Source organism: Ruegeria sp. AP7, assembly GCF_056539905.1.
This window is the reverse complement of record NZ_JBQFVT010000001.1, coordinates 730,263-752,851: the sequence shown is the minus strand read 5'-3', so window position 1 is coordinate 752,851 and position 22,589 is coordinate 730,263. Positions and strand designations below refer to the sequence as shown.

Genomic DNA, 22,589 nt, shown 5'->3' with positions numbered 1-22,589 from the left:
CCTAACGCACGCGCCAAGCTGCGATCCAGACCAGGACCAGACCCGCCGAGATCAATCCATTCCAACCGGCCATTGATATCCCGAACATTTCCCATGGAATTTCATCACAGCGCGCTAATGGAGCGGACATGATCTGGTTCATCAGCTCTTCGGCGCTCAGGCCTCCAATATCACCAGAAGTGCATGTTGATGGGCCTTCCCACCAGCCTTGTTCGACACCCGCATGATAGAATCCGACCCCTGCGGTTGTGGCTGCCGCAAGGGCTCCCAACAGGGGCAATGGTCGAATACCCGGAAATGTGAATGCGAGCACACCCAGAACGATCGCCGCGCCGTGCGGATAGCGTTGCCAGATGCACATTTTGCATGGCGCAAACCCGCCGATGTATTGAAATCCCCAAGCACCTAGCAATAGGGCGGCCGAACCTGTGGTTGCAATAAGTATGAGCGTTTTCTTGGTCATAGGTATTTCACAACAAGGAAGCCACCAAACAGCAGCACGATGAACAAGGTGAACATCAGACCCAACCGCTTTTCGATGAAATCGCGGATTGGCTCACCAAATTTCCACAGGAGTCCGGCGACAAGGAAGAACCGCAATGCGCGTGCCAGAATCGAAGTGGCAATGAAAGTCCCCAGCGGCATCCCGGTCCAACCGGACATGATTGTGATGACCTTATAGGGGAACGGAGTTACCCCAGCTGCGAGCACGGCCCAGAAACCGAAATCGTTGAAGCGGGTGTTAAATTCTTCCATCGCGTGGGCCTTGCCCATGGCTTCGAGAATTGGCTGCCCGAGGCTCTCGTAGAAGAATGCCCCGATGGCGTAACCCAGCATTCCGCCCAGTACAGATGCCACTAAGGCAACGGTGGCGATCAGCCAGGCGCGCGATGGTCTCGCGATGATCATCGGAATCATCAGGACGTCGGGTGGAATCGGAAAGAAAGAACTTTCAACAAAGGCCACAATGGCCAGCGCCCACAGCGCATGAGGATGTTCGGCCAGACGAAGGGTCCAGTCATAAAGTGGTCGTAACATAAAGAACTGTTGTCCTGATAACTGTTGTTGCAAGGCAAACCACGCACCTGCCTGACCGTCAACCTCCGTCGCCGAAACAATCGATGCTCTGGTTGTTTTTTGCCTCTGGACCTTCCTGCGCTTGAGCGCTAATCCATTGTTCGTGGCCCAAGTGGCGGAATGGTAGACGCAGGGGATTCAAAATCCCCCGGTAGTGATACCGTGCCGGTTCGAGTCCGGCCTTGGGTACCAAAGTAAAAACAGTAGGTTAGGGGAACCGACCTGCTGTTTTTTCTTTTTGGCGATTTTGTTTTGTCACAGAGAAAACTCGCAATCCTGCGCTAGTCGGTAAATTGGCGATATCAAGATACATTATTCGGTGATCGGTTAGACGTTCAGAAAATCGAATCTTTTGAGTGTTCGGCAAATATCTTATTTTGTTTGGTATTCGTCGTATTGGTTTGAGTATCGAATGCTCTCCATGGGCATCTCGACAGATCTTCAAGCGTAGTTGGTTCTTATTCAATACCCGGTCATTTCCAGATACCCCCGTCCTAAATGGCTGCCAGAGATCGTGACAGGGCCTTCCCAATACTCGAACCGAGTCCCCATCCAGGCTTTGGGCGTCAGGGCCGATGCAACTACATCAATACCTTTCTCAGGTAGTGATATTTGCCATCTGGTAGGTATATCGCGCCGAGCGACGCGATTTGTTGCCAGCGGTGTCAATAATACCGAACCGTCCGGCAGAGATGTTGTTTGTCCATCCGCCTCGATCCATGTGGCAGCGGTAAAATCCCCACGTTCCCCACGCAGGCGAAACGCCATCAATTTGTCGCCGCTGTCAAAGCTGAGCGAAAACCAGTCCCAACCGCTTTGATCTTCGGCCAAAGGTTGCGAGGACCATTCGCGGTCCAGCCAGCCCTGCCCAGTCACTTCGATGTCTTGTTCTGGTAGGTGAAGGATACCTTCTACTGTGTAGAATGGCTGTGAATAGTAGAAGCTGGCCTGACCATCGGCAGATTTCACGGAATAACCCCTGTCGCCGTGGAACACCAATGGGCCTTGCGCTTGTAGGCTTAGGTCGTAACCAAAATCTGATCCCGACGCACTTAGACTCAATTGGGTCAAATCGCCTCCACGCATATGCCACTCGTCGATCCAGGCTTCGAAAGGTTGGGCGGTGACACCGGCCTGTCCGATACCTCCACGGGATAGCCGTTCCGCGAAATAGTGCGTGTCTGATGTTGTTACTGCTGCGTGACCCATCCAGATCTGAGGGCTCTGCCAGCCCTCTGACTCAGTTGGTTTCAGGGCCGATCGGAATAAAGTCCATTGAACACCATAGTCATTGCCTTTTGCGTCTTTGAGATTTGCAGTGAGATACCACCATTCAATCCGGTAAGAAGGGTGCGGGCCGTGATCTTTCGGGAACTGGAATTGGTAACCTGCTTCGGGCCGCGCAAACCCTTCGGCATTACCTCCCAGTCCGGCATAGCCTTGTGCCCAACTAGCTATGGGGAACATTAAGAATAGGAAGAAAGCTCTAACGTTCATTGGCGAAAACCTGTAGCAAAGCCGCAGGTGGCAGGCGGAGCAATCGCCAGGCAGGCCAAGCAGCGGCAAGGGTTGCGGCAATCAATGTCAGCAGAAACAGCGCCAGCCAATCACCCGGAAACAGACGCATAGGCAGACGCCAACCGAATGCCTGTACGTTGATCACGGCCAACAATACCCAGGCCAATATCAGCCCGAGCGGCAAAGCCAGACAGGCAGTTAAAGCAGCAAGCAGAGCGCTGCGCAAAAGTTCCAGCTGGGCAAGTTTCGAACGTGTCAGACCCAACGCCCAAACCGGCGCGACCTGCGGCAAGCGTTGGGTCCACAACGTCAGCAAACTGGTCAAGATCGCAAATCCTGCGACGCCTAATGTCAGCACGTTCAGGGCTGAGGTGATGACAAAGGTTTTCTCAAAGATAGCAAGCGACCGGGCCTTCATGGCAGCTTGTTGCACCACGGCCGTGGGCGACAGTTCAAACTGGGCACGCAACGCTTGCGCCAACTCCGTGGCTTGCTCTGGCGCAATGCGGATTCCAAAGCGCCGGGTTTCCGTATCCGGAGCTATCCGATCCAACATTGGCATCGATACGATCGCCTGTCCGGTTGGGTTCCCGTAGTCGGAATAGACCCCGCTTATGGTCAGAACGTGCTCTGGCGTGATCGCGACTGTATCTCCCGGCCACAAATTCGCACGGCGGGCAAGTTGTTCGTTGATCAGAATTGCGCCCCGGTTCAGGACGCTGTCCCAGACATCAGGTTCTTTAGCGATCAGTGGCCAGTTTTGGCGATAGCTTTGGTGATCGACGATCCCATACAGGAAAAGCGGTCCGGTTTCGTGCGCTATCTCGGTGCTGCGGATCGGAAGGATTGCTGAAGTTCTTGGTGCAAGCCATTCAGTAATAGCCTCAGCTTGGGTTTCATCCGCAGCGGTCACGTAAAGCTCTGAAGTTAGACGTTGATCCAGCCATCCGGTGAAAGTCAGGCGGAAACTGGAAACCATGGTTCCAACTCCGATATTTGCCGCCAGCGCCAGCAATAGGGCCATTAGCGCCAAGGAAAGCCCGGGCATTTGCGCGCGCATATCGGCAAGAACCCATTGTGTGACCGGCGCTTTTGCCTTTTGGATCAACAAGCCCAACACGGCTGAAATGAAGAGTGGCAGTACCAATGCAGCCCCAGTCAGTGCCCCGGCGAGCAGTGCAAATCCGGCAATAAGACCACCGAAAGTAATGTAGGCAATGATGCCCAAAGCAATCAAAGCGAATCCAAATCCGCCAGAAATCCAGGCAGATATCTTTCCGCCTCCCCAGGTCTGCAAGCCGGGTCCGGCGAGTATGGGCATGCGGGAAAGCCGCCAGAGCGCTTGCCCGCATGCAGCCAGAGTGCCAGCTGTTGCCATGGCAAGACCTGCGGCGACCCATTGAGGGCGCAGTGACATTTGCCCGTCGATTGGTGCTCCGTAGAGGCCGCGTAAGGTCGAAGCAACGTCTGGAAGAAGCGCACCGGCCAAGAAATATCCCAGCACAAGCCCGAATAGGCCTCCGATCAGAGCCAGCAACAAAAGTTCACCCAGAACAATCCCGATCAGGTTCCGCATCGGAAGACCCAAGGCCCTTAGTGTTCGGATTGTGCCGCGCCTCTGCGCGAAAGCTAGGCCGACGGTACCGTGGACGATGAACAAACCAACTGCGAATGACAGCAGACCAAAAGCGGTCAGGTTCAGGTGAAAACTGTCAGTGAGTTGGGCGGTACCCAATTGTGAAGATGGTGCAATACGCTGCAGTTCAGGTGCGATTTCCGACAGAGGTGGCAATTTGCGAGGCTGATCCGGCAAAATTATCAGTCGGGATATTTGATTGGGGCGGTTGAGCAGTTGCTCGGCTACTCCGATATCTGTCAGGGCCAGATCAGGCGGTAGCGCGCCGCTGGTAAGAATTGGTGGAAATCGGTCAGCGGATTGAAATACCTGCGAAAGTTGAGGCGACATCAGGAGCCGTCCCGGAGCTGTCAGCATATCAGCCGGATCTGGCGCATTGGTGCTTTGCTCGAGTTGCATAATGGCGGGCAGGGCAGGATAAGCGACCATATCCACGCCCATTAGGCGTATTGAACGGCCATTTACGCGCAGCGTGCCCTCGAGCACCGCGGCCACCTGCCAGCCTGCGCGTCTGAGTTCCGTATATCGCGACAGAGGGATCATGGCCCCGGTCGTTCGCAGCTCGTCAAACTGTCCAATGGCAAGCTGTGCGCTGGCGCGCTCATAACTGGCACGCGCCTCGGCGTTGATCGCTTGTACCGCCGACCAGAGGCAGGTCGCCAGCGCGATGCCGGTCAGAAGGGTCAGCAACTGCAACGGATGCGCGCGCCAATGGGACAGCAACGCCTGGACTGCAGCGCGTGTCATTCGATCCGTCCGCCCGTCAGATGGGCACGACGGTCCAGTCTGCTGGCGATCTCGTTCGAGTGAGTGACCAGCAAGAGGCCGGCCCCTGTATCGGCCACCAATGAAAGCATCAGATCCAACACTACCGCGCTTGCTGTCTCATCCAGATTACCCGTCGGTTCATCGGCCAGCAGTAATCGCGGCCGGATCGTCATGGCCCGCCCGATGGCAACGCGCTGTTGCTGCCCACCCGATAGCTGTTCAGGGTAGCGGTTCCGCAGATCGGCCAGTCCAAGACGCTTGGTCAGATGCTCGATCCACTCTGGGTCCTCACGTTCAGCAAGCCGCGCGTGGATTGAAAGGTTTTGAGCGATGGTCAGCGACGGGATCAGATTAAACTGTTGGAACACCAATGACAGCGTATTTCGGCGCAATGCAGCACGCTCAATGTCATTCAGAGACGACATGGGCCTTCCATCTAGGTTGATTTCCCCGCCATCGAACCCATCCAAAGCGGCAACCAAGTGCAACAAAGTGCTTTTGCCGCTGCCGCTTTCCCCGGTCAGCGCCAGGGTCTGGCCTTGTTCCAAGGTCAGCGAGACATCATTCAGGACCGGGCGTCCGCCGGGATAGGATTTTTGGACGTGATCAATCGATAGCAACATTTGAACACTCATTCGTTCTGTCACAATGTGCAGCGCAACGAAACAGTGTCCAGAGCAGAGATCGGTTCTATTCGCCGCAGCCCCGCACCTTGAGGGCGGGGTTGTCCAGCGCGCGCGAAAGTTCCATGCTGGCTGCAATCAGAACAAAGGCCATCTATATGACATTGTCGCAGCAGATTATTTGGGGCAGCTTTTACTTAGGTATTTGTTTTCTGATCGAAATCATGCTGCTGACATGGTGCGTTCTGGTCATCCGCAAACTCGTCGAAAGATGGGAGACCCGGAGCACGATCCTGGCAACCGCGGGCCCGATCAGCGTTGCGCTCGTGTTCATTGTGCTTACCCATACGGTACAAGTCTGGATTTGGGCGATTGTATGGGTGTGGGGCGATGTGCTGCCGGATTGGAATTCCGCCCTTTATTTCTCGTTGGTGACCTTCACGACGCTGGGTTACGGAGACATCGTATTGGGCGAGGGCTTGCGTATTTTCGGCGCATTCGCCTCGGTTACTGGACTACTGGCCTTTGGGTTGTCCACGGCATTCCTCGTGGCCCTGATGACGCGGGTGTTTGAAGAACGGTTCCTGAACTAAAGGATGGGTGCGAACAGCCGTGCGAGCGGCGCAAAAAAACGGATGTGAAACGGCTGCTGGGGCAGGTCGCGTGTCAACTCGTAGCTAGAATGGAAATCGGTTTCCAGCATGTCAGATACAGCGCCTGCCGCGCGGGGATCAAAAAACAGCGCCATCGCCTCAAAGTTCAGGCGGAAAGACCGGTTGTCCAGATTGGTGGTACCAACAGCTGCCAGTGTATCGTCAACGACAAACACTTTCTGATGCATAAATCCATCGGTATAGCGAAACACACGTGCACCGCAGTCGCGAATTTCATCGAAATAGGCAAATGCCGCTAGCCAGGGCAGGCGATGGTCGATGACATCCGGCACGAGAATCCGCACATCCACGCCACGCAACGCCGCGTGCTGCAACGCGGTCATGATGTCGATATCGGGCACAAAATAAGGTGAGGCGATCCAAAGCCGTTCCTTGGCCTCGGTGATGGCAGAAAAGAACATCATCGCGCCGGTTTCGGTATCATCGCCCGGACCAGTAGCGACCAGCAACGCGTTCATATCCTGTTCAGATTCGCTGCCTGCCCAATCGAGCTTATCGATCAGGTCTTCGTTGCGTGCCCAGTGCCAATCTTCGGTAAAGATCAGTTGCAACTGCCGCACAACATGACCGGTCATCTTAATATGCGTGTCCCGCCAACGCCCGAACCGAGGGCTTTGCCCCAGATACTCGACACCAACGTTGTGGCCGCCGATGAAGCCTGTCTCACCGTCAATGATCACGGTCTTTCGATGGTTGCGATAATTGAGTTGAAAGCGGAAGTTCGGCCCGCGCTGTTCGCGCGGATCAGCCACATCCACACCCGACCCGCGCAGTGTTTCCAGATAGCTCGACGGCAGGCCATAGCTGCCTACGGCATCAGTCATAAACCGAACATGAACGCCGCGTTTGACCGCTGCAATCAGCCGATCTTGTACTTTGCGCCCCAGCTCATCATCGCGCACGATGTAGAATTGGATCAGGACATAATTCTTTGCCCCGTCGATTGCGTCCAGTATTGACTGAAAAGTGGCATCACCATCAATCAGTAATTTGGCTCCGTTGCCGCGTGAGACGGGTAGGTGGGCCAGAGCCTCGAATGGCCGCGGATTGATGCGCATCGTCTTAGGATCAGGTTTCGAGTAGTCGGCAAAGGTTTTGATCCCTTCCACCACACGTTCGCTTTCCTGTCGCGCGATGCGATAGCCTTTGAAGCGGTGGTGCCCCAGAAACAGATAGAACGGAACGCCAAACACCGGCGCAGACAGCAGGAAAACCACCCACCCAACTGCACCCTGAGGTGTACGCGCCGTTTGCGCAGCGCGCACGGCAAAGACGACCGCTAGGCAATAGAGAGCAAACAGAAAAAACGAAACGAGCAATGTCCACATGGGCGCGCAATGATCCGGTTTGTTTAGTTGGCCCCAGTGTAGATGCGCGACCAGTCATTGGCCATATCAACGATGACCCACCCCATATCAGGGCCTTTATCCAACCCGTCGACAAGACGCCCGATCGGGCTTTCACGGTCATAGGCCCACTCGCGGGCAGCATCCGTATGATGGATCAAAACACCCAGCCGGGGCCCGTCTCCTGAAGTGGTCCACTCAAGCATAGCAAAATCGCCGTCCGAGTTTCCTGCAGCGAATATCGGGCGCTTTCCGATCGTGCGTTCGATATTGATCGGCTTGCCTTCTTTATCATCGATGAAGGCTATGCCAGGAGCCTTATTTATCACTGGGGTGCCGTTAACGCTGTCATAGGTGGTCTCACCGTAGGTGCCCAGAATTTGTTCGGGGGGAATGCCATAGGCCTGTTCGGCGAAGACACGCATGAAATGCAGACCGCCGCCCGATACGATATAGGTTTTGAAATCCTCATCCCGCAGATAGCGCAACAGCTCGACCATCGGCTGATAGGTCATCTGGTCGTAGGGCAGATCGGTTTTGGGATGTCGTGCAGTATCGAGCCAATCGGCGACCGACGCCTTGAAAACTTCAACGCTGCTGCCGGAATGCGACGCGTTAACCACTTCGATCAGAGCGTCGTGCCCGCCTTCCAGAATGGTTTGCAGATCACCCTCGGCGGCCGCTTTCAGGGCTGGCGTCGATAAGATCGACGGGTCTTGTTCAGCAAGCTCTGCCAGTTGGTCCATGGCAAATATGAACTGAAAATAGACCGGTTGTTCAGCCCAGAGCGTGCCGTCATTGTCAAACACTGCAATCCGGTCGGCGGGGGTGACATAGTTCGGCCCTCCTGGATCTGTGACGTTGCCTATGAACTCAATAATCGTATTTTTTGAATCAGATTCGTTCCAACTCGGAAGTGGGTCTGCGAACAGTGTGAGGGGGGTGCAGCTGAGCACGGCAGCTAGAGCGGCGTATCGCATATGACTCTCGACATTCTCAAAAAGGAAAAAAGCCGCCCTGTAGAGGGCGACCCTAAGAGTTTCATTCAAGGCCTAATTGTTGGTCGGTGTTGTTAGCTTCTCCATAACCTGATCCAAGTTGAAGCTAGCCGCTTTCTGACGTGGTGGGAATTCCTGGAATGTGCTCAGGAAACTACCAACATACTGCTGCGCTGGAACTAGGAAATAGGCTCTGTCCAACAGCCAATCGTAATAGGTGTTAGAGGTCCGGTAGGCTCGCTCATACGGATCACGGCGCAGGTTGACGATCAAGGGTATGCGCAGCTCGGTCCAAGGTTCGATCCAGGCCCTCAGAGTTGCCCAAGCTTTTTGCTCAAGGAAGATGAGCTTCCAATCTTCGAAGCGCAGCGCCGTTAGGTCTCCGTCATCCGAGAAATAGAAAATCTCTTTGCGAGGACTTTCGGCAGTCTCACCGGTTAACAGTGGCAGGATGTTATAGCCATCCAGATGCACCTTGTATTCGCGCCCCATGCCAGATGAGCTATAGCCAGCTTTCAGCTTCTCCTTGATGTCTGAATCGCCCGCAACCGCCAGATATGTTGGTAACCAGTCCATGTGATGCACGATCTCGTTTGTGACAGACCCAGCCTCGATTTGACCCGGCCAACGGACCATAGACGGTACGCGCCATCCACCCTCCCAGTTGGTGTTCTTTTCACCCCAGAACGGCGTCGCGGCCGCATCGGGCCATGTGTTCATGTGCGGACCGTTGTCTGTGGAATAGTGAACTATGGTATTGTCGGCGATACCAAGCTCGTCCAGCAGATCCAGCAGCTGACCCACATGCATGTCATGTTCGATCATGCCAGCGGTGTATTCATCCGCAACGCGACCTGAGATTTCATTGGCTTTTGCGCGCATCTCGTCTTTGACGTGGGTACGAAAATGCATGCGGGTACCATTCCACCAGACATAGAAGGGTTGCCCTTGCTCATGTGCCCGCTTGATGAAATCAATCGCCGCCGCCACGGTTTCGTCATCAACAGTTTCCATGCGTTTGCGGGTCAAGGGGCCCGTATCTTCAATGGTACCATCTGACTTTGATTTGATAACGCCGCGCGGCCCATACGCCTCGCGGAAGGTGCGGCCATCAGCCAATACCCGGTCACCCGGATAGTCCTCGTTTTCTGGTTCTTCTTCAGCATTCAAGTGATAGAGATTACCAAAAAACTCATCAAAACCGTGGTTTGTTGGCAGGTGCTCATCCTTGTCTCCAAGATGGTTTTTGCCAAACTGACCAGTGACATAACCGTGGTCTTTCAACAAACCAGGTATGGTTGGGTCTTCGACCTGCATGCCAAGATCAGCGCCCGGAAGACCGACCTTCGACAGGCCTGTCCGGAACACGGACTGTCCCATGATATAGGATGATCGACCAGCAGTGCAGGATTGCTCACCATAGTAATCGGTGAAGATCATGCCCTCATTGGCCACGCGATCGATATTGGGTGTCTGATATCCCATGAGGCCCATGGTGTAGGCTGAGATATTCGATTGCCCAATGTCATCGCCCCATATCACAAGAATATTAGGTTTTTGATCCTGCGCCCAGGCGGGCAGTGCAAGCGCAACAGCAACGGTTGCCACTGCGAACTTGCGCATCGATTTGCGCCAGCTATATGCAATCATTTGTGGAGGTGACATAGGGTGCTCCTGATTAAACGAGCCTTAATGGCCCAGCAAATTTAGTTTTAGAGGCAGCGGCTACATTGAACTCGATAGCCGCATGCAAACTGTTGATTACCGGGAGAAAAAATATGTAATGGACCGGGAATCGAACAGAACTACTTTAAGCGATGAAACGTGTCTAAAACTTATCATATGATCATTTTGAAAGATACAAATGTTTGATAATGATGATGATATGCAGATCCTGACCCAAACCGACTGGTTTGGGGCACGCGGGCCGAATTTTCAGAATGATCTGATGACTTGTGCAGTTGTCCGAACGTTTGAACCAGGCGAAACACTCTATCACCATGGTGACCCGGCAAATGGTATTCACGCTGTGCTTGATGGGTCTGTTCAGATCACGGCACCCGCCGATGACGGGCAAGAATTTGTTGTGCATCGGGAAGGTGCAGGTTTCTGGATTGGAGATCTTGCTCTTTTCGCCGAAGCGCAAAGACTGGTCAGCGTGATGACCACCCAACAGACGCGTACATTGTTTTTTCCTAGTTCACGGGTGGAAAGAATGGTGCAAGAGAATCCGGAATATGTCCGCGATTTCTATGCGTTAACACGTGAAAACATGAAAACAGCCCTCAGGATTATGGCTAACTTGGCAGTTACGGGATCGGAGAAGCGCCTTGTCTTACGTCTGCTGCATTTGGACGAGGGTGCCTCAAAATCCGACGGCTGGATTATTGTATCGCAGGATGAGCTGGCTGCGATGGTCGCAGTGTCTCAACCAACGTTGCATCGTAACCTGCATCGACTTTCAGGTTTAGGCCTAGTTGAGCTGGGATATGGTCGACTACGTCTAATCGACAGGCGCAAACTTATCGCAAGCTGCCAAAGTTGAAGCCTAGGGATTAAGTGGCGGCAACACACCCGGTTTGGGACGACTAGAGTTATTCAGGGCATTCAGGTTCCGCATGACCGCACTCCAATCCTCAATACCAATTTGGCTCTTCTTTGAATACCGCTCAGCACCTATCTGGGTCAGGCTACTCTCAAGGGGCGCGGCGCGTTCTGGTTGGAGGCTGCGCTCTTTCCAAAGTTCTATAGCTTCATAAGCTGCAGACAAATCCCGAGCTCGCAATGCTGCTCTCAAAGCTTCGGCGGCGTATTCCTCGGAGGCAAGGTATCTACTGTGTCGCTTGTCTTTCCAGCGCTGATAGCGTGGGCGAAAGGATCGCACTGCGGCCCACAATGCCAAAACAACAATCGCGATCCAGAATGCAGCCTTTGCAAGGGTTTCAATATCCGGCGGCTGCCATTTTGGTGGTGCCAGCGTTAGCTCGGTCGATGGAATCGAGGCCGTTTCAATTTGTTTGGTTTGCAAGTTAAACCAATCGATTGACACAGCTGGCAACCTTGTCTGGCCACCCTCTTGCGAAATATAAACCGTCTTCTCTATGCGTTGTCCGGACAACACCCCTCGATCTTCGGTTTCTGTAATGCGCGGCTCCTTAGGATATGCGCGCAACAACGGGTCTTGCTCGTGAGGTGTGAGCACTGGGATCAGAAGAGGCGTCGTACCAGATATCTGCGCGCTCAATTCGCGCGTAATGGCGTCACCAGCCTGCATATCTGTAGGGCCTTCTACTTGCTGCTGGAGCGAAAACCCGTTTGCGATGATTAACGGATCAAGACCACGAGCACCTTCCGGAATCTCGGCGCTGAGTTGTACAGGCGGAAGCGCCAACGAAACCTGAATTGGATCGTTGGTTTGAGGATCGGCATAAGTTACAACGACCTCTTGCGAGTCAAACGCAACCGGACCTGCTGCCAGAGGGTATAGGCGATAGCTGCGCTGCACACCGGACCAGGTCGCTCCGTTCACCGTCTCACTGATTGGTCCAGAGGCACGTTCAGGAAGACGAACCACGAGGTTTTGTTGTTCTAAAGAGGGAAACACCGGAGGTTGTGGCATGAATGTTGGCACCAGAACTTTGATTCGAACGATGGCTGGTTGCCCTATAATGACCGGTTCATCAGGCGCTTCGACCGAGACCTGAGGGGCAGTCGCATCGTTATTCTGCGCAAATACTGGAAGAGCAAGAAAAAGAATAAAGAAAGTAACGTATCTCATTCTATTCGCTCCTGATTTTCAAGGAGAAAACGGTTGCGCAGAAAGTCTTGCATGTCGGTATCTATCGAGCTGATCCATTGATCAGCCGAAAGGGTTTGCGGCCCTTCTTTAGGAGCTTGAACCGTAGTTTCGTTACCGCGGGCCGCATCATTGTCGAACACCCTGTCATCCGCACCGATGCCAGCCTCTTCGCCCGTATCAGATTGTTCGCGGGTTGTTTCAATGTAATCAAGGATGGCTTTCGACACCTCGAGATTGTGCTGCGCTTCGGGCCATTCAGGACGCCGTTCCAAGGCGGTCTCGAAGGCGGATATGGCTGGGCGATACTCACGGTTCCGTATTCGCGCCATACCTTCAGCAAACGCGGCTTCCGGTGTGTCCAGCCCGGCAAATATGGACGAAGCCTCTGAATATTGTCCGTCCCTGAGATAGGCATATCCCTTGTGATACGAGTCCTCAAACAATTCCGCCGCTTCAACAAAGCGCTTTTGATTCATTGCAATCTGACCTTGCTGATCGGGCGTAAGGAACCAATCTTTCCACCCTTCTGCTCGCGCTCCTGATGGTGGTATTATCATCAAAGCCAGTAGTGCCCAGCGGATCACCCAGCCTCTTCTGAACCAAAGAAGTGATAGTAACGCAGCAGGCCATGCCAAGATCCAGCCATTGTCCTGCCAATCAAGACGTTCATCATCATCCAGTGCTGCAGTGTAGGCAGTTTGGATTTGACGCTGCAGACGACTGATGTCCCGATCATCATCTGAAAACGCTACCACGGATGCGCCTTGGACGTTGCCTAGCTGAACAATTCGCTCACCATTGGGCAGCATAGTGAGAAAGAAAATGTCGTTAGTCGAAGTGTTTAACTTAGATACCTGAGACGGGTCTAAGTCATCCAAAACAAACAGCACTGCACCTGGGCTCTCACTTTCATCCAGTATGGATTGCGCTAAATCGAGAGCATCGGCCGCTGCGTCGCCTGGGGTTGGCATCACAGCCGGCGTTAAGCCTTCAAGCAGAGGGCGAAGAATGTTGGCGTCTTCGGTTAGGGGAGCAACTCGGTGCGGCGTTCCGGAATAAGCGATCAGCGCAGTGCGGGCTCCAGCGCGCTCATCGATCAGATCAGCGATCTTGAACCGTGCTCGGTCCAACCGTGAAGGAGCAATATCCGTGCTCTCCATGCTGTCGGTGACCTTTAGAGCGATCACTAACGGGGCGGTATCTGCAATTAGCGGGTTGGGTGCACGCGACCAGGTTGGACCGGAGGCCGCGAGGGCAACAAGTGTGGCGATGACCATCGCAATATCAATTGGTTGAATGCGACGTGTTTCAGTCTTGCCAAGCTGCAATGCGGTCGCCAGATGCGGAGCGATCCCTGAGGGTAGCTTGGTTTCGGCCGCAGGCTTGGGTCTGATCAACCACCATAGCGCCACGATTGGGATTAAAAACAGAAGGTAATAGCCTCGAATAAAATGGAAATCAGGAAGTTCCATTATTGAACAACCCCCTTGCGCTGCTGAGCAAAATGGAACCAGGTTGTGCTGATAAGAATAACGATCAGCGCAATCGCCAATGGAATATGGGCAAGGCTGTTTGTCGGGCGATAGCTTTGAGTTTCTACTATTCTGGGGTTTAGCTGATCTATGCGCTCGTAGGTCTGTGCGAGGGCCGACGCATCATCTGCAAAGAAATATTCTCCACCGGTGCGATCCGCGATGTCCTTTAACGCTTGCAGGTCCACGCGATCTTCGCCCGTAGCATTAGGGTCTCCAACACCAATCGTATAGATGACCACATTCTTTTCTGCGGCAATCGCCGACGCGTTTACAGGCGTCATACGGCTGGATGTATCGGCCCCATCGCTCAGGACGATCATCAGGCGTTGATCCACTTCGCTGGACTCGAATGTTCTGATCCCAAGCCCGATCGCGTCACCCAAGGCAGTGTTCGGACCAGCCATGCCAACTTGAGTTTGATCCAGGAAGCCATTCAAACTATTAAGATCTTCTGTAAACGGCGCTTGTATGAACGCGCGTGTTCCAAAAATGATGAGGGCCATCCTGTCACCATCGCGCTCGGCGATGAATTGTTTTAGGACATCTTTTACTGCTTCCAACCTCTGCACCGGGCCGCCAGTCTCGGATTCGAAATCGCGCTGATCCATCGAGCCCGAGATATCCAACGCGAGGACGACGTCCCTCGCAGATTTTTCAATCACTATGGGATCACCCAACTGTTCTGGTCGAGCCAGCGACAGAACCAACAAAATCCAGATTAACACGACGCTTGCCGTTTGAAGGTGGGATCGAACTGGGATGACTGAGCCGGATTTCGGCTCGACGCCCGCGGCCTGCGCAACGCGGCGAAAGAAGGGAATACGAATTGAAGTGTTTTTTTCGCGATGGGGTGGAGCAAAAAAATAGACCAGCGCCGGAAGCGGAAGTAGCAGAAAAACCCACGGAGCAGCGAAGGAAAACATCACTTTCTCCGATATGGTTTGTGGGCTTTAACCCAATGCCGCGCAAGCTGCGTGACGGCGGGGTTTGGCGGTGTGTCTTTGTACGGCGCTTCAACTAACGCTCGGCAAACTTCCGAATTTGATGATTTTCCATCAATGGTTTGGGATAGAAAGCTCAGCCAATCTTCGCCATGTATACCTGCAACCTGTTCGCGAGGATATGCGGCCAATGCAGTACGCCGAAGGATCTCGGCAACCTTGGCCACAGAGATGCCAGGCGCTGCGAGCTCTGCCAGCGCGTACCGTCTGTAGGCGTTCGCACGCCTGTGCCGCAGTATCAGGACTGTAGCGACCGAAACAAATGCCAGCAGGATGACCGCGACCACGATCCATCCCCACGTCTGGGGCATCATTGAAATAGCTTCAGGTTCTGGCGCTGGTTCAAGCATATCCAACAGATCAACCAGAGATTTTCCTGTGGTATCGATGCTCATCGCCGACCTCCGCGGTGCCCGAATAAGCGCAATAGCTGATCCAAAGCCGGTTCCGAGGTTGTCATTGGAACTACCGGAAAACCATATCGTCGGGACCATGTGTGCAGTTGTGCTAACCTATCCTCCATGGATTTTCGAATTTTGTCTGATAACTCAGGGTCGGAACTGTCGATTTCAATCTGCTCGCTGCCATCAGAGACCGTCATCTTCAGGTTAGGCGCGAGGGCCGTTGCAGTTGGATCCGCGATATTGAAAACGATCAAATCGTTTGAGAACGCCAGTTGACGCAACAAATTCTCCGATCTTTCATCGAGCCCGTCGCAGTCTGAGAACAGGCATATTAGTCCGCTGGTTTGGGTGATGCGGGTAGCCTCGAAAAGCATGTCATTCAGAAACACGGTTGGCTGTGGGGTCAAGCCTGCATGCAAACTGGAATTTGCTGTTCCGATGGAAGACAAGAACCGCGTAAGGGCTGCCGCGCGGCGCTGTGGTCTGTGCTCGGCAACGTCTGTATCGCTGAACACGAGACCTCCAACACGATCGCCTTGACCAAGAATTCGATGCGCAGAAATTGCTGCGGCTTCGGCAGCGATGACAGATTTCATGTAGACTTCTGTTCCGAAGAACATCGATATGCGCTGGTCGACCAACAGCAGGGCAGGGCGATCACGTTCTTCGGTGTAGACTCTAACATGGGGCTTTCCGGTTCGTGCAGTGACCTTCCAGTCGATGGTTCGGATATCGTCGCCCGGCAAATAGCCACGCAATTCTTCAAAATTCAGGCCGCGACCACGCAGACGCGAGGCGTGACGACCATTCAGGATCGAGCGCACGGGTTGACGCGGTAACAGGCTGAGTGCCTGCGATCTGGGGCCCAATTGCAATAGATGGTCCGTGTCGACACGGATGCGTGGGTCGTTCGGATATGGCGCAGTCAGGGTCATGCAGCCGTTTTCCTTAGCGATTAGGGAAGCGCCACCAGGCGAAGGAGTTCTGCGATCACGTCATCTGCGGATTTGCCTGATCCTTGTGCTTCGAAACTGAGTGTAACGCGATGACGAAATACGTCATGCGCAATGGCGCGGATGTCTGCAGGATCAACATAATCGCGTTCGTTCATCCAGGCATGGGCGCGCCCGCATTTGTCCAAGGCCAGTGAGGCGCGAGGACTAGCTCCGATCTCAATCCAACTCGCGAGTTCGGGGCTCAAAGCTTCGGGCGTACGCGTCGCCTGTACGAGGTCGGCCATATATCGATCCATCGCGTCAGACACATGGATTTGACCGATCTCTGACCTTGCCGCAAAGATGGCTTCCTGTGGTATCGCGGCTGGAGTTTCACGCGCCCCACCTTTGTTGGCTGCGATATCTTCGCCCCGGACCAGGCGGATAACTTCAACCTCGTCTTCGACGGGGGGGTAAGTGATTTGAACATGCATCAGAAATCGATCCATCTGTGCTTCGGGCAGTGGGTAAGTACCTTCCTGTTCGATGGGGTTCTGGGTGGCCATGACGATAAACAGAGGATCCATTTTATGCGTGGTTCCTGAAACAGTGACCTGCCGTTCCTCCATCGCTTCCAGCAACGCCGCCTGCACCTTGGCGGGCGCACGGTTGATTTCATCCGCTAGTACGATGTTCGCAAAAATCGGTCCCGGTTCGAACTTGAACTCACCCCCTGCATCGGTCTGCTGGAATATCTCGGTCCCAGTCACATCCGAAGGCAGTAAGTCCGGCGTAAACTGAATGCGGCTAAAGCTTGCATCCATATTCTTCGCCATTGCCTTGACCGCGCGTGTCTTGGCCAGACCAGGCAGGCCCTCGATCAAAAGGTTACCATTGGCCAAGAGACCGATCAGTAGGCGATCCATCACCTCGATCTGGCCAATGATCGATTGGCCCATACGGGATCTGAGATCCATAATCTGGTTGAGTGCGCTCATAACAATTGTCCCGTAATAGCCCGAAATACCGGTCTCGCGTTCTATCGTCTGCGATGGCCGAGAGTCGGGATCTTGAAGTAATGATAGAACGTTAGCAGGGCGAAGTTGCTCAGACTACAATGAATTCCGAGTTCTGAGTTTTTGAATATCACTCTTTAACTCTTCGCGGATGGGCCCGGGATTACTGGGATCACGTAGTGTGGTTGTCCAGTGGGTTGGTCGGTCGCGACCGATCTTTCGGTTCCAACTCAGCGCGTTTAGGATAGATTGCTGTTCTTCTGTCAGATGAGAAGGGATTTCATATCCGTTCAGGGTTGCCCAAACACCGCTCCACAGACGGCCGACAGACCAAGGATTATAACCCCCGCCACCCAAGATCAAAAACCGAGGTGTTAAGTTTTGGAGGCTGGAAACGGCACGCCAGTGCGCATTGTTTGACAATGCGAGGCGCGACAATGGGTCTTCGGTGACGGCGTCGGCACCGCATTGCAGGATAATGGCTTGTGGGTGGAAAGCCTTAGTTACAGGAAGAATCATCCCCTCCAGAATGGCTTGGAATTCATCGTCATTTAGACCTCGATCAACAGGTAAATTCCATGCGGCGCCACCTGCGTCATCTTCCAGTAGTCCGGAAAAGGGCCATCTGCGCGCCTCATGAATCGAAATTATGCGCACCATTGACGAACCGTGGAACGCAGCCTCGACGCCATCGCAATGATGGGCGTCGATGTCTATGTAGACAATTCGTTCAAGCCCAAGATCGAGCAGTCTGAAGATCGCGAGAACTGGATCGTTTAGGTAACAGAAGCCGTTGGCGCGACTTTCCAATCCATGATGCGTACCTCCTGCTGGGTTAAACACAATACCACCGTTCCAAATTAACTCGGCTCCCAGCATCGATCCTCCGGCGGCAGTGGCTGGCCGTCGATACATTTCTCCAAATACCGGATTGGACAATGTGCCCAGACCAAACCTGCGTTTTACCTCGTCTGAGACCGACTGTGTTTTTTCGGCGTTTAGTAATGCTGAAATGTAAGCAGGTGAATGAAATCGCTGCAGTGCCTTAGGTTTGGCACACGGGCTGGTCCGATAGTTCTGCGAGTTCAGCCAACCCATCGATCTGCAGAGGTCAATCACAGTGGAAACGCGCGGGATTGCAAGCGGGTGTTTTGCGCCATAGCTCGAGGTGCGATAGATTTCCGAGCCTATGAAGATGGGTCGAGGTTTATTGTTTGTCTTCAACACTCGCATGGCTGTCATCGCCCAATTGACCATCCAGCGACATCAGAACGGCAACAGGCCTGAGTGCTGGAATATGACTGAAAATAATCAGGATACACACCGTTAAGGGCACGCTTAGAAACGCTCCGATCAGACCCCAGACTGTGGTCCAGAATGTTAATGCCAATATGACAAGAAAGGTCGACATATTCAGAGACCGGCCAAGCATGGCTGGGTCCAGGAAATTGCCGATCACAAATTGCAGCGTGCCGCAGCCCAAGACGATGATAAGGAATGGTCCAATGGTTTCAAATTGCACCAATGCGATCATGGACGGAAAGATCACTGCAATGATCGAGCCGATAGACGGGATGAAATTCAGCGCGAATGTTAGAACGGCCCATGTCTCGGCATATTCCAGTCCCAGTGCCTTAAATATTGAATAGCTTATGAGGGCCGTGATCAGGCTGATCAAAGTCTTCACCCCGACATAGCGCTGCAGACTGTACGAGATAGCATCCAAAACCGAAGCCAGATCAGCGCCGAGCTGCGGGTTGCCTGCTGCAAGTTGGATTTTCTTGCGAAATGCCAGGCGCTCAGCCATCAGAAATGCGACATACAGGCTGATCAGGAAAAACTGGTTCAGTAGTGATGTGGCGCTGCCCAGCAAAAGCCGTGCAACATAGGACATATCGATGCTGACCAAATTGTCCCGAATGAAGCTGGTGACGTCATTTCCGACCAATCCGGTAATTCTGTGCACCGCACCATCAAACTGGCTTTCATATGTGTTGATCGAACGCGCAAATTGCGTGGCCTGACTGCCGAGAATATACATGATCATGAACAAGCCTGCCAAAACGACAGTAATTCCGGCTAAGTTCGCGATCCAGATTGGTACACGTGTCACCGCGATGACCCGGTCACTGAGGGCCAGGATCAGTACATTGATCAGCAGTGCCATGGTCAACGGCACCAGAAAATTCGCCCCTGCATAAAGGCCAAGCACCACAAGAGTGGCCACGATCACAACATCCCTCAAAACGCCCAGCTGCAGGCGCGCTCTGGATGGGCTATTTTCGGGATCAGAGGTCATGAGTTGGCCTGGGTCTGCTTGCCGCTGGTGCGTGATTTGGGACATCTTGCACGATCCTGCACAGGCTTACCAGTTTATGCAATCCATACAGAAGGTTAAGCGCTGGAATTCCTTGCAAATGGCGAATTGGCGGTTCTGCCAGCGCAAAAGGCGCGTTAGGCTGTTGCGATGTCACGTGTATCGATTCTCTCATCCAATCAGTTTCTGCGCGCGCTCTGGCTTGCTGTTCGTCGGTTCAACGACAAAGACGGTTTTGTCATGAGCAGCCATGTGGCGATGTCATTGATGATGGCGTTGTTTCCGTTTGTGCTATTCACAGTGGCGTTGGCGGGGGCTTTGTCACAGGGATATGTGACGGACGAGTTGATAGAGCTGATTTTTGGTGCCTGGCCCAAAGACGTCGCCGATCCGATTGTTTCTGAGTTGCGGGCTGTGCTGGCAGGGGCAGGGTCGGGCGTGATCACATTGGGTGGTTTGTTAGCGATCTACTTCGCATCCAATGGTGTTGCTGCCGTACGTCGCGCGATGACGCAAGCCTATCATGACAAAGATATCTGGCCGTTCTGGAAAACCCGGCTGTTGTGTTTTGCGCTTGTTATTATCGGTGGGGCCGCAATTTTGGCCATCGCAGCGGTTGAGGTGGTTTTGCCTGTCTACACGCGTCTGGTCTCGGAAAAGACGGCTGTTGATGTTGATAACTGGCTGTCCGTTGACCGCCTGCGATGGACGTTCACCGTTGCAGTACCGGCAGGCACAGTTATTCTGGCTCATCTGATCTTACCCACACGGCGGCATAGGCTTTCGCAAATACTTCCGGGGGTCATCCTGACCTTGGCATTATGGGCTGCAGGTGGATGGGGGTTTTCGATCTATATCGCCCAGTTTGCCACCTATAGCGCGACCTATGCAGGCCTCGCAGGGGCAATGGCAGCGCTGATTTTCCTGTACCTGTGTTCCGCCATGCTGATCCTGGGTGCCGAGTATAACGGGGCCTTGATAGACTTAAAAAATGCGGAAACCACTTGATGTACTTCCGCAAGCTCATTCTGATTGCGATCTTGTGGGCAACCACGCCGCCCGGCTGGGCACAGGAATATGTCGGATCCGAGCTGTGCGCAGATTGCCATCAAGACGAAACTGAAGCCTGGAAAGGGTCACATCACGATCTCGCTTGGACCGAGGTAGAAGATGGCCGAGTTCTGGCTGATTTCGATGGGACCAGCTTTTCCCATGATGGGATGATCGTTTCTTTCGTGGATAAAAACGGCGTTCTTTCAGCGCAAGTCACCGAAAAAGATGGCGTTATCACCGACTATCCGGTGCATTCGGTGGTCGGCATTGCGCCGTTGCAGCAATACCTCTTTGAAACTGAACCAGGCAGAATGCAGAGTTTCGATGTCGTCTGGGACACGGAAGAAAGCCGCTGGTATCACCTCTATCCAGAACAGGATTTACCACCCAATGACGGGCTGCATTGGACAGGACCGTACAAGAACTGGAACGCGCGCTGTGCCGAGTGCCATGCGACCGGTTACGTGAAGAATTACGATGCCGAGACAAGGCGCTATGCGTCGACACAAGTTGAAATCGGAGTCGGTTGTGAGGCTTGTCACGGGCCGGGATCAGCGCATCTTGAATGGACGACTGGCAAAACGCTTGACGACGGGTTGGGCGCGTCTGGGTTTCCAATCGAATTGGGCAAGGGGCAGACCGAGGCAGACATCCAGCAATGCGCCGGGTGCCATTCCCGGCGCGAGGCGCTGGAGGATGGTAATCCGGTTCCCGGCACGCCTTTTCATGACTCATATAATTTGGCTGTCCTGCGACCGGGCGCTTACCACCCGGATGGGCAGATTTTGGACGAGGTCTACGTATATGGTTCGTTCCTTCAGTCGCGCATGCATGCTGAGGGGGTAGGGTGCATGGATTGCCATGATCCTCACCGGGCCGAGGTAAAAGCCGAAGGGAATGGCTTGTGCACGCAGTGTCATTCGCCCGCTGGAAATTCCGAATTCCCAACCCTTAGATTGGGCAGTTATGACACGCCCGAACACCATCACCATGCAGAAAACTCTGATGGCTCCCAATGCAAGAACTGCCACATGATCGAGCGAGTCTATATGGGCGTGGACGGCAGGCACGATCACAGTTTCCGAATCCCCCGACCGGATTTGGGGCTTGGAGTTGACGCTTGCACCGATTGTCATGCAGAAGAGGGGCAGCCCTGGGCTGCGCAACAGATTTCTGACTGGTTCCCAAACTCTGCCCATCGAACCGTTCATTATGGTACAGCTTTTGCTGCGGCGGGCATTGGTCAATTGGACGATCCCGAAGCGTTAATCGCGATCGCTTTGGACAAAGAGCAGGCAGGAATTGTCCGCGCGACTGCACTCTATCTGCTGCAACCCTTTGCGACGCCTGTACTTGCGCAGCGGGTGGCGCCGCTCTTATCCGATCCGGATCCGCTGGTTCGCGCCAACGGGCCGGTTTTGCAACGCCAAGCGCCAATGCCGGAACGTGTTGCACGGCTTGAGCCGCTATTGTCCGACCCCTTGCGCAATGTCCGAATTTCGGCAGCCAAGGAGTTTCTTGCCATTCCCGCACAAGCCATGTCGCAGGATCAACGGGCGGCCGCTCAGCAGGGTATGTCCGACTGGCAGCGCAGTATATCGCATCGTCTGGATTTTCCTGAAACACACTTAGTGTTGGGAGGCTGGGCACTGACGCTGAGAAATGCCCAAGCCGCGGAAAAGGCGTTCCGAGAGGTTGTTACACTAGATCCACAGCGGTCTGAGGCCTGGCCGATGCTGGTTCAGCTGGCCCACATAAATCGTGGTCCACAGGCAGCGATTGCGACATTGGACGAGGCTTTATCCATCCTTCCAGATGATCCGAACCTAATGCAGTTGGCGCGCGATATGGGGCGGTAGCAGGCACCAATCCGGCAGATTTACGCCACG

The 22,589-nt window shown here is 53.9% G+C and carries 20 protein-coding genes and 1 tRNA gene; 5 read left to right on the top strand and 16 right to left on the bottom strand.

Annotation, left to right across the window (positions count from 1 at the left end; all coding sequences use genetic code 11):
• Window position 1: 1 nt before the first annotated feature.
• Both ACR0KN_RS03695 and ACR0KN_RS03690 read right to left on the bottom strand, forming a co-directional pair.
• Window positions 2-463, bottom strand: a complete 462-nt coding sequence (locus ACR0KN_RS03695) for a disulfide bond formation protein B (protein WP_480651449.1) — start codon at window positions 461-463, stop codon at window positions 2-4.
• Window positions 460-1,038: a YqaA family protein gene (locus tag ACR0KN_RS03690; protein ID WP_170470517.1), complete on the bottom strand. Its 579-nt coding sequence runs from the start codon at window positions 1,036-1,038 to the stop codon at window positions 460-462. The genes ACR0KN_RS03695 and ACR0KN_RS03690 overlap by 4 nt, the downstream gene beginning before the upstream one ends.
• A gap of 145 nt (window positions 1,039-1,183) precedes the next feature.
• Between ACR0KN_RS03690 and ACR0KN_RS03685 the strand changes: the two genes are divergently transcribed.
• Window positions 1,184-1,269: transfer RNA gene (locus ACR0KN_RS03685), tRNA-Leu, on the top strand.
• A 270-nt stretch (window positions 1,270-1,539) separates the two neighbouring features.
• Here the strand turns inward: ACR0KN_RS03685 and ACR0KN_RS03680 are convergent.
• The 3 genes from ACR0KN_RS03680 to ACR0KN_RS03670 are packed head-to-tail and all read right to left on the bottom strand — an operon-like array spanning window position 1,540 to window position 5,622.
• Window positions 1,540-2,574, bottom strand: coding sequence for a lipocalin-like domain-containing protein (locus ACR0KN_RS03680; protein WP_480651446.1), 1,035 nt, complete (start codon window positions 2,572-2,574; stop codon window positions 1,540-1,542).
• Window positions 2,564-4,978 (bottom strand): FtsX-like permease family protein, encoded by a 2,415-nt coding sequence (locus tag ACR0KN_RS03675; protein ID WP_480651444.1) that lies wholly within the window; start codon window positions 4,976-4,978, stop codon window positions 2,564-2,566. Before ACR0KN_RS03675 ends, ACR0KN_RS03680 begins: the two co-directional genes overlap by 11 nt.
• On the bottom strand, window positions 4,975-5,622 hold the full coding sequence (locus ACR0KN_RS03670; RefSeq protein ID WP_480651442.1) for an ABC transporter ATP-binding protein: 648 nt from the start codon (window positions 5,620-5,622) through the stop codon (window positions 4,975-4,977). Before ACR0KN_RS03670 ends, ACR0KN_RS03675 begins: the two co-directional genes overlap by 4 nt.
• A 158-nt stretch (window positions 5,623-5,780) precedes the next feature.
• On the opposite strand from ACR0KN_RS03670, the gene ACR0KN_RS03665 reads away from it, so the two are divergent.
• On the top strand, window positions 5,781-6,215 hold the full coding sequence (locus ACR0KN_RS03665; protein WP_170540417.1) for a potassium channel family protein: 435 nt from the start codon (window positions 5,781-5,783) through the stop codon (window positions 6,213-6,215).
• Here ACR0KN_RS03665 and cls read toward each other — a convergent pair.
• The 3 genes from cls to ACR0KN_RS03650 form a co-directional block, all read right to left on the bottom strand.
• Window positions 6,212-7,624, bottom strand: coding sequence for a cardiolipin synthase (gene cls / locus ACR0KN_RS03660; RefSeq protein WP_480651440.1), 1,413 nt, complete (start codon window positions 7,622-7,624; stop codon window positions 6,212-6,214). The genes ACR0KN_RS03665 and cls overlap by 4 nt on opposite strands.
• A 23-nt stretch (window positions 7,625-7,647) precedes the next feature.
• The gene (locus ACR0KN_RS03655) at window positions 7,648-8,622 is read right to left on the bottom strand and encodes an HAD family hydrolase (protein WP_480651438.1); all 975 of its coding nucleotides are present in this window, start codon (window positions 8,620-8,622) and stop codon (window positions 7,648-7,650) included.
• Window positions 8,623-8,694: 72 nt separating this feature from the next.
• Window positions 8,695-10,263: a sulfatase-like hydrolase/transferase gene (locus ACR0KN_RS03650; protein ID WP_170470902.1), complete on the bottom strand. Its 1,569-nt coding sequence runs from the start codon at window positions 10,261-10,263 to the stop codon at window positions 8,695-8,697.
• Between the two features lie 241 nt (window positions 10,264-10,504).
• Here ACR0KN_RS03650 and ACR0KN_RS03645 point away from each other — a divergent pair, with 241 nt between their 5' ends.
• Window positions 10,505-11,185, top strand: coding sequence for a Crp/Fnr family transcriptional regulator (locus tag ACR0KN_RS03645; protein WP_480651436.1), 681 nt, complete (start codon window positions 10,505-10,507; stop codon window positions 11,183-11,185).
• 3 nt (window positions 11,186-11,188) lie between these two features.
• On the opposite strand, the gene ACR0KN_RS03640 is transcribed toward ACR0KN_RS03645, so the two are convergent.
• From ACR0KN_RS03640 to ACR0KN_RS03605, 8 genes are all read right to left on the bottom strand, one after another.
• Window positions 11,189-12,418, bottom strand: a complete 1,230-nt coding sequence (locus tag ACR0KN_RS03640; RefSeq protein WP_480651434.1) for a hypothetical protein — start codon at window positions 12,416-12,418, stop codon at window positions 11,189-11,191.
• Window positions 12,415-13,911 (bottom strand): VWA domain-containing protein, encoded by a 1,497-nt coding sequence (locus ACR0KN_RS03635; RefSeq protein ID WP_480651432.1) that lies wholly within the window; start codon window positions 13,909-13,911, stop codon window positions 12,415-12,417. The genes ACR0KN_RS03640 and ACR0KN_RS03635 overlap by 4 nt, the downstream gene beginning before the upstream one ends.
• Window positions 13,911-14,897: a vWA domain-containing protein gene (locus ACR0KN_RS03630; protein WP_480651430.1), complete on the bottom strand. Its 987-nt coding sequence runs from the start codon at window positions 14,895-14,897 to the stop codon at window positions 13,911-13,913. The genes ACR0KN_RS03635 and ACR0KN_RS03630 overlap by 1 nt, the downstream gene beginning before the upstream one ends.
• Window positions 14,897-15,370: a DUF4381 domain-containing protein gene (locus ACR0KN_RS03625; RefSeq protein WP_480651428.1), complete on the bottom strand. Its 474-nt coding sequence runs from the start codon at window positions 15,368-15,370 to the stop codon at window positions 14,897-14,899. The genes ACR0KN_RS03630 and ACR0KN_RS03625 overlap by 1 nt, the downstream gene beginning before the upstream one ends.
• The gene (locus tag ACR0KN_RS03620) at window positions 15,367-16,314 is read right to left on the bottom strand and encodes a DUF58 domain-containing protein (RefSeq protein WP_480651426.1); all 948 of its coding nucleotides are present in this window, start codon (window positions 16,312-16,314) and stop codon (window positions 15,367-15,369) included. Before ACR0KN_RS03620 ends, ACR0KN_RS03625 begins: the two co-directional genes overlap by 4 nt.
• A gap of 20 nt (window positions 16,315-16,334) precedes the next feature.
• A complete protein-coding gene (locus ACR0KN_RS03615; RefSeq protein ID WP_480651424.1) occupies window positions 16,335-17,312 on the bottom strand; it encodes an AAA family ATPase in 978 nt (325 codons plus the stop codon).
• 114 nt (window positions 17,313-17,426) lie between these two features.
• The gene (locus ACR0KN_RS03610) at window positions 17,427-18,563 is read right to left on the bottom strand and encodes an acetoin utilization protein AcuC (RefSeq protein ID WP_480651766.1); all 1,137 of its coding nucleotides are present in this window, start codon (window positions 18,561-18,563) and stop codon (window positions 17,427-17,429) included.
• The gene (locus tag ACR0KN_RS03605; protein WP_480651422.1) at window positions 18,538-19,674 is read right to left on the bottom strand and encodes an AI-2E family transporter; all 1,137 of its coding nucleotides are present in this window, start codon (window positions 19,672-19,674) and stop codon (window positions 18,538-18,540) included. Before ACR0KN_RS03605 ends, ACR0KN_RS03610 begins: the two co-directional genes overlap by 26 nt.
• 123 nt (window positions 19,675-19,797) lie before the next feature.
• Here ACR0KN_RS03605 and ACR0KN_RS03600 point away from each other — a divergent pair, with 123 nt between their 5' ends.
• The gene (locus tag ACR0KN_RS03600) at window positions 19,798-20,655 is read left to right on the top strand and encodes a YihY/virulence factor BrkB family protein (RefSeq protein ID WP_170703207.1); all 858 of its coding nucleotides are present in this window, start codon (window positions 19,798-19,800) and stop codon (window positions 20,653-20,655) included.
• Window positions 20,655-22,559, top strand: a complete 1,905-nt coding sequence (locus ACR0KN_RS03595; RefSeq protein ID WP_480651420.1) for a multiheme c-type cytochrome — start codon at window positions 20,655-20,657, stop codon at window positions 22,557-22,559. The genes ACR0KN_RS03600 and ACR0KN_RS03595 overlap by 1 nt, the downstream gene beginning before the upstream one ends.
• The last annotated feature ends 30 nt before the right edge of the window (window positions 22,560-22,589 follow it).

Excerpts from the sequence above, each read along its gene's own strand:
- ACR0KN_RS03695 (WP_480651449.1), bottom strand. The coding sequence starts at position 463 with ATGACCAAGAAAACGCTCATACTTATTGCAACCACAGGTTCGGCCGCC.
- ACR0KN_RS03690 (WP_170470517.1), bottom strand. The coding sequence starts at position 1,038 with ATGTTACGACCACTTTATGACTGGACCCTTCGTCTGGCCGAACATCCT.
- ACR0KN_RS03680 (WP_480651446.1), bottom strand. The coding sequence starts at position 2,574 with ATGAACGTTAGAGCTTTCTTCCTATTCTTAATGTTCCCCATAGCTAGT.
- ACR0KN_RS03675 (WP_480651444.1), bottom strand. The coding sequence starts at position 4,978 with ATGACACGCGCTGCAGTCCAGGCGTTGCTGTCCCATTGGCGCGCGCAT.
- ACR0KN_RS03670 (WP_480651442.1), bottom strand. The coding sequence starts at position 5,622 with ATGTTGCTATCGATTGATCACGTCCAAAAATCCTATCCCGGCGGACGC.
- ACR0KN_RS03665 (WP_170540417.1), top strand. The coding sequence starts at position 5,781 with ATGACATTGTCGCAGCAGATTATTTGGGGCAGCTTTTACTTAGGTATT.
- cls (WP_480651440.1), bottom strand. The coding sequence starts at position 7,624 with ATGTGGACATTGCTCGTTTCGTTTTTTCTGTTTGCTCTCTATTGCCTA.
- ACR0KN_RS03655 (WP_480651438.1), bottom strand. The coding sequence starts at position 8,622 with ATGCGATACGCCGCTCTAGCTGCCGTGCTCAGCTGCACCCCCCTCACA.
- ACR0KN_RS03650 (WP_170470902.1), bottom strand. The coding sequence starts at position 10,263 with ATGCGCAAGTTCGCAGTGGCAACCGTTGCTGTTGCGCTTGCACTGCCC.
- ACR0KN_RS03645 (WP_480651436.1), top strand. The coding sequence starts at position 10,505 with ATGTTTGATAATGATGATGATATGCAGATCCTGACCCAAACCGACTGG.
- ACR0KN_RS03640 (WP_480651434.1), bottom strand. The coding sequence starts at position 12,418 with ATGAGATACGTTACTTTCTTTATTCTTTTTCTTGCTCTTCCAGTATTT.
- ACR0KN_RS03635 (WP_480651432.1), bottom strand. The coding sequence starts at position 13,911 with ATGGAACTTCCTGATTTCCATTTTATTCGAGGCTATTACCTTCTGTTT.
- ACR0KN_RS03630 (WP_480651430.1), bottom strand. The coding sequence starts at position 14,897 with ATGTTTTCCTTCGCTGCTCCGTGGGTTTTTCTGCTACTTCCGCTTCCG.
- ACR0KN_RS03625 (WP_480651428.1), bottom strand. The coding sequence starts at position 15,370 with ATGAGCATCGATACCACAGGAAAATCTCTGGTTGATCTGTTGGATATG.
- ACR0KN_RS03620 (WP_480651426.1), bottom strand. The coding sequence starts at position 16,314 with ATGACCCTGACTGCGCCATATCCGAACGACCCACGCATCCGTGTCGAC.
- ACR0KN_RS03615 (WP_480651424.1), bottom strand. The coding sequence starts at position 17,312 with ATGAGCGCACTCAACCAGATTATGGATCTCAGATCCCGTATGGGCCAA.
- ACR0KN_RS03610 (WP_480651766.1), bottom strand. The coding sequence starts at position 18,563 with ATGCGAGTGTTGAAGACAAACAATAAACCTCGACCCATCTTCATAGGC.
- ACR0KN_RS03605 (WP_480651422.1), bottom strand. The coding sequence starts at position 19,674 with ATGTCCCAAATCACGCACCAGCGGCAAGCAGACCCAGGCCAACTCATG.
- ACR0KN_RS03600 (WP_170703207.1), top strand. The coding sequence starts at position 19,798 with ATGTCACGTGTATCGATTCTCTCATCCAATCAGTTTCTGCGCGCGCTC.
- ACR0KN_RS03595 (WP_480651420.1), top strand. The coding sequence starts at position 20,655 with ATGTACTTCCGCAAGCTCATTCTGATTGCGATCTTGTGGGCAACCACG.